This is a genomic window from Saccharopolyspora flava (genome assembly GCF_900116135.1).
In the GTDB taxonomy this organism is placed as follows: domain Bacteria; phylum Actinomycetota; class Actinomycetes; order Mycobacteriales; family Pseudonocardiaceae; genus Saccharopolyspora; species Saccharopolyspora flava.
The window spans coordinates 387785-400310 of record NZ_FOZX01000003.1 but is presented as its reverse complement, the minus strand read 5'-3'; the positions used below and the strand labels follow the sequence as shown (position 1 = coordinate 400310).

General features: G+C 71.5%; 7 protein-coding genes. 3 read left to right on the top strand and 4 right to left on the bottom strand.

Annotation, left to right across the window (positions count from 1 at the left end):
• The first annotated feature begins 1054 nt into the window (after nucleotides 1-1054).
• From BM424_RS11710 to BM424_RS11700, 3 genes are all read left to right on the top strand, one after another.
• Complete coding sequence (locus BM424_RS11710) at nucleotides 1055-1750, top strand: LuxR C-terminal-related transcriptional regulator (RefSeq protein ID WP_093416144.1); 696 nt, start codon at nucleotides 1055-1057, stop codon at nucleotides 1748-1750.
• 138 nt (nucleotides 1751-1888) lie between these two features.
• Nucleotides 1889-4777, top strand: coding sequence for an ATP-binding protein (locus tag BM424_RS11705; protein WP_093416141.1), 2889 nt, complete (start codon nucleotides 1889-1891; stop codon nucleotides 4775-4777).
• Nucleotides 4774-7620 carry an ATP-binding protein gene (locus BM424_RS11700; protein ID WP_093416139.1) on the top strand — a complete coding sequence of 949 codons (2847 nt, stop codon included), beginning with the start codon at nucleotides 4774-4776 and terminating at the stop codon, nucleotides 7618-7620. The genes BM424_RS11705 and BM424_RS11700 overlap by 4 nt, the downstream gene beginning before the upstream one ends.
• A gap of 1 nt (nucleotide 7621) precedes the next feature.
• Here the strand turns inward: BM424_RS11700 and BM424_RS11695 are convergent, their stop codons facing one another.
• The 4 genes from BM424_RS11695 to BM424_RS11680 all read right to left on the bottom strand — a co-directional run bounded on the left by BM424_RS11695 (nucleotide 7622) and on the right by BM424_RS11680 (nucleotide 12493).
• Nucleotides 7622-7981 carry a DoxX family protein gene (locus BM424_RS11695; protein ID WP_093416136.1) on the bottom strand — a complete coding sequence of 120 codons (360 nt, stop codon included), beginning with the start codon at nucleotides 7979-7981 and terminating at the stop codon, nucleotides 7622-7624.
• On the bottom strand, nucleotides 7974-8762 hold the full coding sequence (locus BM424_RS11690) for a thioesterase II family protein (RefSeq protein ID WP_245775776.1): 789 nt from the start codon (nucleotides 8760-8762) through the stop codon (nucleotides 7974-7976). The genes BM424_RS11695 and BM424_RS11690 overlap by 8 nt, the downstream gene beginning before the upstream one ends.
• A 109-nt stretch (nucleotides 8763-8871) precedes the next feature.
• Nucleotides 8872-10728, bottom strand: coding sequence for an ABC transporter ATP-binding protein (locus BM424_RS11685; RefSeq protein WP_093416133.1), 1857 nt, complete (start codon nucleotides 10726-10728; stop codon nucleotides 8872-8874).
• The gene (locus BM424_RS11680; RefSeq protein WP_093416130.1) at nucleotides 10712-12493 is read right to left on the bottom strand and encodes an ABC transporter ATP-binding protein; all 1782 of its coding nucleotides are present in this window, start codon (nucleotides 12491-12493) and stop codon (nucleotides 10712-10714) included. Before BM424_RS11680 ends, BM424_RS11685 begins: the two co-directional genes overlap by 17 nt.
• Between the last annotated feature and the right edge of the window lie 33 nt (nucleotides 12494-12526).

The following is a 12526-nucleotide window of genomic DNA, read 5'->3' as shown; positions in this document are numbered from 1 at the left end:
TGAAAGCGGCCCCGCGTGAAAGCCCCGTGGTGATCGCGTAGCGACGCACGGGGCGACCGCGGGGAATGAACGCATTCCTCGTCGTGCACGGCGGAGTTGTTATTGCCCGCCTGTTGGCCTCGCTGTCGGTGTTGGCCTTGCTGTCGCTGTTTGTTCCGCGCCGCGGTGGAGCTGTGGGCCCTCACCCCGGATCGCGGCGTTCTGCGGTCACTGCCCGGCGTCTGCCTGTTCGTGGCACTGCTGTTGACGTTGGTCGCCGGGTCTCGTGCCGTTCGACGGCTCTCGACGGCTCTCGATGGTGACGGCCGGTCGGCGATGGCCCCGTCGGCCTTGACCGTCGGTCGGCCTTGATGGCCCTGTCGGCGTTGGCGGATCGGGTCCGGCGGCCGGGCGGTCTGAACTGATCCCCTGAAGGCGGTTCGGCGACGCACCGACCGCGGCGACCACGGCGACAGCGCCGGCGCCGCCGAGCGCTCAGTCCGAGCGCCCCGCGCCCTGAATTGATCGAGCGGGTTCAATTCGTTACCGCGATGGAATGAACCGTTTGGCTGTGGTGTTCAATGGCGAATATAAGGATTCCTGCTCGTCGTCCGGTAATATGGGAATTCTGTGAAGTCTGGGATTTCAACGCGCTCAGATGAGCACGGGCGGCTACTCGGCTCATTTGAGCAATTGCTCTGAGTGTTCGGACTTGTCCGGCTTAGAACGCCGCGCCTCGGACGACTAAATACTCTCCCCGGGCGCCAGTGGCGCGGATCACGCGTGTATGGCTACCCCGGACGCCGCATGGTTCAATTAGCCTGAACGGCCCAACGTAGGGAGCCCGTTTGGTCCGCACCTCTTCTGTCGTCGCAGGTAGGAAGCGGTTCAAATTTTTTTCTGAGAGAGGTGCACGAACTGCTGGTGTCGGCAACCACAACATTAGGAGGCGGCCTCTCCGTCGCGTTGACCTCATAAGAGCGCGCTTCATACGATCGGAGGTGTCTCCGTGCGGGGACAAACAGATCTTCCCGGCAGTCGGGATTCCTCAGGATTCGAGAGAGGTACACCGTCAATGCCCCCTGTTGCCGCCGATTCTCGCCTCTTGGACAACGCATGCGGCGATGAATTGAAGAATGATATCGCCGACGCGGATGTGTTCCAGTCCCTCCTCGAGCGATCAGGGCTTCACTTGGCGAGTTTGGATCTGCAGTTGCGGATCACTCAGGCCAACGACGCCTTTGTCGATCAATTCGGCCGGTCTCGCGAGTCGGTCGTGGGACGGAACTTCTGCGAGCTGCTGCACCCCGGCGTGCGGGAGCCGATCAGCCGGAACTTCGAGCGGTTGCTCGACGGCCGCAGCCAGCGCTTCTCCGAGTGCTTCGTGGGCGTCGGCGCAGATCAGACCGCCTTCACCGGCGACATCACCGGGGTCGCCGTGCGCGGCGCCTCCTCCGGTGAGCTGACCCAGTTCGTCGTGCTGCTGTCCCCGGAGAAGCTGAACAAGGCCAACGTGGTCGTCGCCGACCGCAAGCGCGTCCTGTCCGAGCTCAACGCCCGCATCCTCGAAGGCATCGCCACCGGGGAATCGACGGTGCGGCTGGCCTCCCGGCTGTTCCTGAGCCGGCAGGGTGTCGAGTACCACGTGGGCGCGATGCTCAAGAAGCTCAAGGCGCCCAACCGAGCTGCGCTGGTGTCCCGGGCCTACAGCCTCGGGTTGCTGAGCGTCGGAAGCTGGCCTCCCCGCGTTCCGCGCGACTACGTGAAGTAAGGCCCGTTTCCGAAGTTGATCAGCGCTTGCGCTCCTGCGCGGGCCGATGGTGGACTGCGCAGGTCTACCGGCGGACGAACCCCGCGAGTGCGGCTGGGAAAATCCCTGGTCAGAACGTGTAAGTCGGGGTGAGTTGGGTTGCGGGGTGACCATCAGCGCATCGCCGAGCCGATCCAGCCCTGGGTTGGTCGCTCCCGCGAGTGCGCCGTGCTCGCGGAGGCGCTCGCGGACGCCCGGGCGAGCCGAGCGCGGTGCGTCATCGTCCGGGGACCGAGCGGAGTCGGAAAGAGCCGTCTGCTGAGCGAATTCCGGCGGCACGAGCACCTGAGAACCTGCTCCGTCCTGCAGGTGCGCTGCCCGGCCACGACCCGTCCGCCGCGCTACGACGCGGTGCGGAGGCTCTTCGAACCCCTGGAACTCGGCGCCGACGACGTCGCCGGGGCCGCGGTTCCGGCGCTGTTCCCGGACCTGCGGTTGGCCCGCAACTCCAGCGACTACGCGACGCTGTCCGCCCTGCACTCGGTGGCCGCGAACCTGATGGTCGCCCGCCCGCTGGTGCTCGTCATCGACGACGCCCACCACTGCGACCCCGCCTCGCTGCGCTGGCTGGACTTCGCGCTGCGCCGCGCCGCCGACCTGCCGCTGCTGGTGGTGCTCGGCTACCGCTCCGACGAGCTCGACGGCGCGGCGCGGGCCGCCATGTCCGACCTGGTGGCGCAGCGCGCGGGCACGGTGCTCGAACCGGCGCCGCTGACCCGCGACGAGGTCGGCGAGATCGTGGCGGCGTCGCTGCCCGTCACCCCGGACAGCGATTTCGTCGACACCTGCGCTCGCACCTCCGGCGGGAACCCGGCGCTGCTGCACCGGCTCCTCGACGCCCTGCACCAGGCGGGGGTGCGGCCCGACGAGACGGGCACCGTCCCGGCCGAGCAGATCGGGCGCGGCGTGCTGGCGGCCTCCGTGCGGAGCCGTCTCGCCGGGCAACCCCGGCGCACCGCCCGGGTCGCCGCGGCCGTGGCCGTGCTCGGACCCGGTGCGGGCGTGGAAACCGTTGCGGCGATGGCGGGAGTGACCCGGTGGCAGGTCACCGAGGCGATCGAGGCGCTGCGGCGCTGCGACGTCATGGCCGAGTCCGGTGTGGACTTCGCGCACGACGGGATGCGGGCGGCGGTGCTCGAAGTGGTGCCGGTGTCCGAAGAGGACCGGATGCGGGCGGCCCGCATCCTCAACGACACCGGGCGGCCCGCGATCGAGGTCGCCGAGCACCTGGTGCAGCTGGGCGAGCTGAACCAGCCGTGGATGGCCGGGGTCCTGCGCGACGCCGCCGCGCTGTCCGAGCAGCGGGGTGCCCCCGAGATCGCCGTTCGCTACCTGCGGCGGGTGCTCGACGTCGAGACCTCCGAGCCCCAGCGGATCCGGGTGCGCGCAGACCTGGGCCGGGTGCTCGCGCAGCTCGACCCGTACGCGGCGCTGCCGATCCTGCGGGAACTGCTCGACGAGGTCACCGACCCCACGATCTACGTGTCGTTCGTGCTGAACTTCGCGATGACGGCGGTCACCGCGCAACGGCATCCCGAGGCCGTGCGCGCGCTGGGCGAAGTGCTGGCGATGCTGACCCGCAAGGCCCGGCACGACGCCTCGGCGGCGCTGCGCGAGCTGTGCCTGTCGGTCGAATCGATGCTGATGATCATCGGCAGCGGTGAGAAGTCGACCTTCGGCCTGGTGCAGGACCGCATCGCCGAGCGCCCGCTGCTCTCCGGCGGCACCCCGGCCGAGCGCCGGATGCTGGCCGCGACCGCGTTCGTGCAGTCGCTGCGCGGTGAGCCGTCCGCGCAGGTCGTGCAGCACGCGCGCACCGCCTTGAACTTCCAGGCCAGCGACGCCGACCCGTGGACCGAGCGGTGCGCGCTGTTCGCCCTGCACCTGGCCGACACCACCGACGACCTGCTGCCCGCCGCGCAGCGCTCGGTGGAACTGGTCGAGAGCATGGGGGCGCGCTGGGACTACTCCTACTCGCTGTCCTGCTACGCCCGGGTCCTGCTGCACTTCGGCGACGTGCGGGGCGCCGCCGAGGAGGCGCGGACCGCCGCCGAGATCTGCGCGCAGACCGTCTGCGCCGACTCGACCGCCGCGCAGTACACCGCCTGGGCCGCCGCGCTCACCGAGCAGGGGCACGTCGACCAGGCCGACGAGGTGCTCGGCCGCATCGAACGGGACTGGTTCGACGAGGCGACCCTCGAATGGCCCTACTACCTGCACGCGCGGGCCCGCGTGCACTGGATGCGCGACGAGCGCACCGCGGCCGCGGAACTGCTGCTGCGCTGCGGCCGCAGCATGACCGGCGCGGGCATCCTGAACCCGGTGTTCGTGCCGTGGCGCACCGACGCGGCCATCCTGCTGGCGGGTCTCGGCCGCCGCTCGGAAGCGGCCGACCTGCTCGACCAGGACGGGGAGGCCGCCCAGCGCTGGGGCACCGCGCGGGCTCGGGGCCGGCACCTGATGGCGCGCGGCGCGGTCACCGAGGACCCGGTGCTCGCGGTGGACTCGCTGACCGAGGCCGTCGAGGTGCTGTCCGGATCACCCGCCTGGCTCGACGAGGCCCGCGCCCACCACCGGCTCGGCGAGGCGCTGCTGCGCACCGAGGACGCCCGGGGTGCGCGCAAGCACCTGCGGCGCTGCGTCGACCTGGCCACCCTGTGCGGGGCCAAGCCCATCGCCGACAGCGCGCGCACGCTGCTGGTGACCGCGGGCGGCCGGGTCGGGCAGCCGCTGCGCTCGCCGGTGGACCTGCTCACCGGCAGCGAACGACGGGTCGCGACGATGGCGGCCGCCGGGGCCAGCAACCGGGCGATCGCCGAGGCGCTGTTCGTCACCCTGCGCACGGTGGAAACCCACCTCACCAACGCCTACCGCAAGCTGCGGGTGTCCAAGCGCGCTGACCTGGCGGCCGTGCTGGGCGGTTCCCGGGCACGACTTCAGCACCGCGACGACGAGGTCGAAGCGGCGCCGCTCGCCGGAAGACCATGACGACGTTCGAGGGGGCGATGCAGATGACCGGGACGCGACGTGCGGCACCGGGCCTGAACCGGTCGGCCTCGGCGACAGCGGCCGCGAGCAGCCCTGGCACAGCAGGGGAGCCGTGGCGGCTGTGGGAGCGCGAGCACGAGCTCGACACCCTCGACGCGGCACTGGAAGCCACCCGGGCGGGCACCGGGTCTCTGCTGGTCATCAGCGGTCCGCTGGGCATCGGGAAGTCCGAGCTGCTCAGCGCTTGCGTCCCCAGGGCCCAGCGCACCGGGCTGCGCGTGCTGCGGGCCTCGTGCGCGCCGCAGGAGCGGGACTTCGAACTCGGCGTGGTGCGGCAGCTGCTGGCCGCGAGCGATCCCGGAGTTGGGGTTTCCAGAGCCGTCGAGCCCGGCGCGGCAGCGGATCTGACACCGGCGGCGGTGCCGTCGCACATCGCCGCGATGAGCGCGGAGAGACCGCTGCTGATCCTGGTCGACGACCTGCACGCCGCCGACAGCGCCTCGCTGACCTGCCTGACCGAGCTCGGCAGACGCGTCGCGAGCCTCCCGGTCACGCTCGCGGTGACGGTGCTCGACGGCGACCCCGGCGCGGAACTCCCGCAGGTCCGGCTGCTCGCCGAGACCGCCACCCGGGTCCTGCGCCCGGAGCCGCTGTCGACGGCCGGGGTGCGCGCGGTGGTGCGCGGCGAGCTCGGGGACCGCGCCGGCGAGGACCTGGTGGCCGCGTGCCGGGACGGCTCGGCGGGCAACCCGCTGTTCCTCATGTCCATGCTCTCCGAGGTCAAAGCAACCGGTCCGCAGGCCGTCGAGGCCGCGCCGCGGCCGGCCGGGCTGCGCGAACGCCTCGTGTCGTGCCTGCGCCAGCAGCCCCCGGCGGTGCACCGGCTGATCCGGACCGCGGCGGTGCTCGGCGAGAGCGCCGACACCGAACTCGTGGGCCGCGTCGCCGGGCTCTCCGAGCACCAGCACGTCAACGCCGTGCGGGTGGTGCGCCAGCTGGGCCTGCTCAACTCCGAATCCTGCCTCGGCCCGGCCCGGCAGGCCGTGCGCGCGGCCGTCGAGGAACTCGCGGTGGGGGAGGAGCAGGAGGAAGTGCACCTGCGCGCCGCGAGATGGCTCCACCGGCAGGGGCACCAGCCGCGCGAGGTCGCCCGCTACCTCGTCGAGGTCGCCGGTCCGGTCGACGACTGGGCGCTGCGGGTGCTGCGCGACGCCGCCGAGGCCGAACTCGGTTGCGGGGCGCCGGAAACCGCGGCGTCCTACCTGCGGCGGGCGCTGCTCGACGGCGCGCCCGGCGGGGAGCAGCGGGCGGAACTGCTGGTCGAACTCGCCACCGCGGAGCGGGCTTTCGACCCGTCGGCGTCGGTGCGCCACGTGTCGCAGTCGGTGTCGATGCTCGACTCCACCCACCAGCGGGCCGCGGCGCTGTCGCGCCTGTCGCCGATGATGCTGGCGACCTCGCCCGCACCGATCACCGAGGTGATCCGCGAGATCGTCCAGGACTTCGGGGAGGAGCAGGACCTCTCGTCCGAGGACCGGGTGCTGCGCATGGAGGCCCGGCAGCGCTACCTCATGATCGAGGACCCGCTGGGCCTGGCGGACAACGTGCGCCGGTTGCGCTCGCTGGGCCCGAACCCGCCGCTGGACAGCGCCGCGCAGCGCGAACTCCTCGCCGTCCTGCTCTACGCGGCCACCGTCAGCTCCGAGATCGGGGCCGCCCAGGTGGCCCGCCTGGCCCACCGCGTCCTGGAGCGCGAACCGGCCCACACCGCGCACGTCCACACCGGACTGCCGCTGCTGGCCAACGTGCTCGTCGGCGCCGACGCCCCGGGCCGGCTCTCGACGTGGCTGGACCGGGCTCGCGAGCAGCAGCGCCCCCACGGCGACGGGGACCTGGTGGCGCGCACGCTGCTGAGCACCGAGAAGGGCCTGGTGCTGCTGGCCACCGGCCGGCTCGACCAGGCGCTGTCGGTCACCCGCGAAGCCATCGAGCTGGGCGGGCTGGGCTGGGAGCACGGCAACGCCGCGACCCTGCTCACCGTGGCGTTCCTGGCGCTGGAGACCGCCGACCACGACCTGGCCGGGCGGGTGCTGGAAGGCGGTGCGGCGTCGAAGAACAACATGTGCGTCACCGCCACCCTGCGGCTGCTCAAGGGCTCGGTCGCCACCGAGCGCAGCGAAGTCGCCCCCGAACTGCACCGCATCCTGGACCTGGGGCAGCAGCTCGACCACTGGGGCATGCGCAATCCCGCGCTGTGCCCGTGGCGCGGGCTGGCGGCGACGATGCACCACCGGCTCGGCAACGTCGACGAGGCCAACGCGCTCGTGGAGCAGGAGTACGAGCTGGCGCGGCAGTGGGGCGCACCCATCGCGATCGGGCGGGCGCTGCGCACCCACGCCGCGCTCAGCGACGGCGGCAAGGAACTCCGGCTGCTGCGGGAGGCGATCTCGGTGCTTGGCCAGTCGGCCAACCGGATGGAACTGGCCCGCGCGCATCTGCTGTACGGGCGGCGGCTGCGCGCCACCGGCCGCTCCGGCGCCGAGAAGCACTTCGAGGAGGCGCGCAGCCTCGCCATCGAGTGCGGGGTGCAGCGGATGATCGACCGCACCAACGCCGAACTGGGCGAGCAGGCCGCCGCGGTCCCGGCGCGGGCACCGCTGCTGACCCCCTCCGAGCACCAGGTGGCGATGCTGGCGCGCACCGGCCGCACCAACGACGAGATCGCCCGCGAGGCCCGCATCACCGCCCGCACGGTCGAGAAGCACCTGACGAAGATCTACCGCAAGCTGGGAGTCGCGGGCCGCGCCCAGCTCGCGGAGGTGCTCCCGGCGGGACCGGCGTAGCTCACCAGCGGCGCCAGGCGACCAGACCCAGCAGCGCGCCCAGCACGACCGTCACCACCGCGATCGGCGGCGCGGTCAGCAGGTTCGTCACCGTCGCGCCGATCATGACGGCGATGAGCCCCAGCGCGGCCGGTCCGGTCAGCCGCGGCACGAGCAACCCGATCGCCCCGGCGATCTCCAGGGCACCGGTGACGTAGCGCAGCCACTGGCCGACGCCGACGGCCTCGAAGGTCGCCACCATCGTCGGATCACCGAGGAACTTCGGGACCGCGGCCATCACGAACACCACGGCCAGCACGCCCTGCAGCACCCACAGCGCGATCCCGCCGATGCGACCCGGGTTTCGGGAGGTCTCAGCCATGCCCGCCCGCCTTCCGCGCCGCGGCCAGCTCGGTCTCGATCTCGCGGTTGACCTCGTCCTGGTGCTCGGTGAGGAAGAAGTGCCCGCCGGAGAACTCGCGGAGCCGGAACTCGCCCTCGGTGTGCTTCGCCCAGGCCTCGGCCTCGTCGCGGGTCGTCTTCGGGTCCTGGTCGCCGGTGAGCACGACGATCGGGGCGCGCAGGGTCTTGCTCTGCTCGCAGCGGTAGGACTCGATGGCCCGGTAGTCGTTGCGGATCGCGGGCAGCGCCATCCGCAGCAGCTCCTCGTCGCCGAAGATCGCCATGTCGGTGCCGTTGAGCTTCTTCAGCTCCTCGATGACGCCCTCGTCGTCGCGCTTGTGCACCTCCTCGTCGCGCACCGTCGCCGGGCCGCGCCGGCCGGAGGCGATCACCGAGTGCGGCGCGCGAGTGCCGCGCTGCTCGAGCCGGTGGGCGGTCTCGAAGGCCAGCGCCGCGCCCATGCTGTGGCCGAAGAAGACGGTGGGCTTGTCGCTGAGCGCGGCGATCTCGTCGGCCAGCAGGTCGGCCAGGGACTCGAGGTCCTCGACGAAGGGTTCCCGCCGCCGGTCCTGGCGCCCCGGGTACTGCAACGACACCACGTCGGTGCCGGGGGCGAATCGCGGTGCCAGCGGGTGGAAGAAGCTCGCCGACCCACCCGCGTGCGGGAAGCACACGAGTCGCGTCGTGCTCGTCGCCGACGGCCGGTACCGCCGGATCCACGCGGTGGTGACGTCGTCCTGGATGGTGTTCAACTGGTTCAACTCGGTCGCCGATCCTTCCGGTCGTGGCCTCGTCCACCCACCATCCAACCCGACCCGGTACTCGCGAATCCCTAGTTCGTCGGGAAATCGGGACACCGGGACACCGGGCTCACGCCGTGTAGAGGCGCGCGTAGTGGCCCCCGGCTTCGAGGAGTTCGTGGTGGGTGCCGCGCTCGACGACGCGGCCGGAGTCCATGACCAGGATGAGGTCGGCGTGCCGGATGGTCGACAGCCGGTGGGCGATGACGAAGCTGGTGCGCCCGGCCCGCAGCGAGGCCATCGCCTGCTGGATGAGGACCTCGGTGCGCGAGTCCACCGAGCTGGTGGCCTCGTCGAGCAGCAGGATCGACGGTTCGGCGAGGAACGCCCTGGCCAGGGTGATGAGCTGGCGCTCACCGGCGCTGACGGCCGAGGACTCGTCGTCGAGGACGGTGTCGTAGCCGTCGGGCAGCGAGCGCACGAAGCGGTCGACGCACATCGCCCGGGCCGCCTCGACGACGTCCTGCCGGGTCGCGCCGGGCCGCCCGTAGGCGATGTTGTCGGCGATGGTGCCGGAGAACAGCCACGAGTCCTGCGAAACCAGGCCGATCTGGGAGCGCAGGTCCTCGCGGGTCATGGTGGCGACGTCGACGTCGTCGAGCAGGATCCGGCCCCGGTCGACCTCGTAGAACCGCATCAGCAGGTTGCCGAGGGTCGACTTGCCCGCGCCGGTCGGGCCGACGATCGCGATGAGCTGCCCGGGCACGGCGGTCAGCGCGAGGTCTTCGATCAGCGGCGCGTGCGGCTCGTAGCGGAAGTCGACGTGCTGGAACTCCACCCGCCCGCGAACCCGGCCCGGCCGCACCGGCTGCGGCGGCGCGGGCAGCTGCTCGGGCTCGTCGAGGACCTCGAAGATCCGCCGCGCCGAGGCCATCCCGGACTGCAGCTGGGCGGAGAAGTTCGCCATGTCGATGATCGGCTGGGTGAACATGCTGGAGTACTGCATGAACGACTGCACGCTGCCGATCGACATGGACCCGCCCGCCACCTGCAGCGCGCCGACCACGGCGACCATCACGTAGTTCAGGTCGGTGACGAACCGGGTGACCGGGCCGATCATCCCGGACAGCGTCTGCGCCTTCGACGAGGCGTCGGACAGGCCGTCGTTGTGCACGTCGAAGACGCGCTCGACGAACTCGCGGCGGCCGAACGCCAGCACCGTGGAGTGCCCGGTGTAGATCTCCTCGACGTAGCCGTTGAGCGTGCCGGTCCGCTGCCACCGCTCGGCGAAGCGCGGCCGGGCCCGCCTGCTGATCCGCAGCGCCACGGCCGCGGCGATGAGCACGCTCACCAGCACCAGACCGGCCAGCATCGGCGACAGCCACACCATCACCGTCATCACGCCGACCACCGCGAACACCGAGTTGACCATGTGGCCGAGGGTTTGCTGCAGGGTGCGCTGGAGGTTGTCGACGTCGTTGGTGACCCGGCTGAGCACCTCGCCCCGCGAGTGGCGGTCGAAGTAGCCCAGCGGCAGCCGGGTCAGCTTCGCGCTGACCCGGTCCCGCAGCGCGAACATGGTGCGCTGGGCGATGAACGCGACCAGGCGGCCCTGGCCGAGCATGCACAGCCCGCTGGCGATGTAGAGCGCGAGGATGACCACCAGCAGCTGGAACAGCGCCTGGAAGTCCACGCCGTGGCCGGGAACGATGTCGGCGGTGCTGAGCACGTTCGCCATCGTGTCCTCGCCGCGGGCGCGCATCCCGGCGATCACGTCCTCCTTGGACGCCCCGAGCGGCAGCCCCCGGCTGATCACGCCGGCGAAGGCCATGTCGGTGGCGTTGCCGACGAGCTTGGGCCCGGCGAGGTTGAACGCGGTCGCCGCGGTCCCCAGCACCGCCACCAGCACCAGGCGGAACCGGTGCGGACGCAGCAGCCCGAGCAGCCGCACCACGATCGACGAGCTCCCACTAGCCGCGCTGACCATGCAGAACTCCTCGGGTGGATCGGCCGTCGCGGGGCGGGACCTCCTGCGGGAGCGCCTGGGAGTGGGCGATCTCCTGGTAGGTCCGGTTGTGGTGCAGCAGTTCGGCGTGGGTTCCGGTGCCGACGACGCGGCCCTGGTCGAGCACGACGATGCGGTCGGCGTCCTGCACGGCGCTGATCCGCTGCGCGACGACGATCATGGTCGCGTGCGGGACCGCGCGCCCCAGCGCCTCGCGCAGCCGCGCCTCGGTCGTGCGGTCCAGCGCGGAGAAGCTGTCGTCGAGCAGGTAGATCTCGGGCCGCAGCACCAGGGCTCGCGCGATCGCGAGGCGTTGCCGTTGCCCGCCGGAGAGGTTCGAGCCGCCCTGGGTGACGCGCGCGCTGAGCATCCCGGGCAGCCGCTCCACGAAGTCCCGCGCCTGGGCGACTTCGAGGGCGTGCCACAGCTCGCGGTCGCGGGCGATGGGTCTGCCGTAGCAGAGGTTCGAGGCGATGGTGCCGCTGAACATCTGCGGTTCCTGCGGCACGATGCCGATGACCGAGTGCAGCGCTTCGGGGTCGTACTCGCGCACGTCGATGCCGTTGACGTGGACGCTGCCGCTGGTGGTGTCGTAGAGCCGCAGCGCGAGGTTGAGCAGCGTGGTCTTGCCGCTGCCGGTGCTGCCGACGATCGCCACCGTCTCTCCGGGGTCGGCGGCGAGTTCGACGCCCTGCAGCACGGGATTCGCCGCGCCGGGGTACCGGAATCCGGCCGCCCGCACCCGCAGCTGCCCGCGCAGCCGCGACCCGCGGACCGGGTGCTCGGGCATCGGCACGCTGGTCTCGGTGTCGAGGACCTCCTGGACGCGGCGCACGGACACCGCGGCGCGCGGCAGGTCGGCGAACACGACGGTGGCCATGATGATCGCGGTGATGATCAGCGTCACGTAGCCCAGCAGCGCCGAGATCGACCCCACCTGGGCCTGGCCCTCGTCGATGCGCCGGGTCGCGAACCAGATGATCGGCAGGGTCGCGGTGTTCATCAGCATCATGACCACGACCGGGATCGTGGCCATCATGCGGCCGACCTTCATGCCGACGCCGAACAGCTCGGTGTTGGCCTCGCCGAACCGGGCGCGCTCGTGGTCGTCGCGCACGAACGCGCGGATGATGCGGATGCCGGAGATCTGCTCGCGCAGCAGCCGGTTGATGTTCTCCACGCCGCGCTGCATCCGGCCGTAGGTGGGGCTGATGCGCACCAGGATGACCGTCAGCCCGACCACCAGCACCACCACGAGCGCCACGATGATCAGCGACAGCGACACGTCCTGCACCAGCGCCATCACCACGCCGCCGACGCAGGTGATGGACGCGGCGACGGCGATGTCGAGCACGGTGACGACCAGCGCCTGCACCTGCTGGACGTCGTTGGTGGTGCGGGTGATCAGCGACGGCGCGCCGAACCGGGCGACCTCGCGCGCCGACACGCCCATGACCTGCCGGAACAGCCGGGAGCGGAGGTCGCGGCCGAGCGCGGCCGCCACCCGCGCGCCCAGCGCCGCCGCGCCGATGGCGGCGAGGATCTGCACCAGCGCCACGGCGATCATCGCGGTGCCGAGGGTGCGGATGGCGTCGATGTCGCCGCGCACCACGCCCCGGTCGACGACCAGCGAGTAGAACGTCGGCTGCAGCAGCGTGGCCATCGTTTGAACGACCTGCAGCACCAGCAGGACCAGCAGCGCGCGCCGGTACGGCCGGAGATGGGTCTTCAAGAAGGAGATCAGCAATCGGCACTCTCCGATGGCGGTCAGCGGGCCTCG

Coding starts and splice junctions, on each gene's coding strand:
- BM424_RS11710 (WP_093416144.1), top strand. CDS start 1,055: ATGCCCCCTGTTGCCGCCGATTCTCGCCTCTTGGACAACGCATGCGGC.
- BM424_RS11700 (WP_093416139.1), top strand. CDS start 4,774: ATGACGACGTTCGAGGGGGCGATGCAGATGACCGGGACGCGACGTGCG.
- BM424_RS11695 (WP_093416136.1), bottom strand. CDS start 7,981: ATGGCTGAGACCTCCCGAAACCCGGGTCGCATCGGCGGGATCGCGCTG.
- BM424_RS11685 (WP_093416133.1), bottom strand. CDS start 10,728: ATGGTCAGCGCGGCTAGTGGGAGCTCGTCGATCGTGGTGCGGCTGCTC.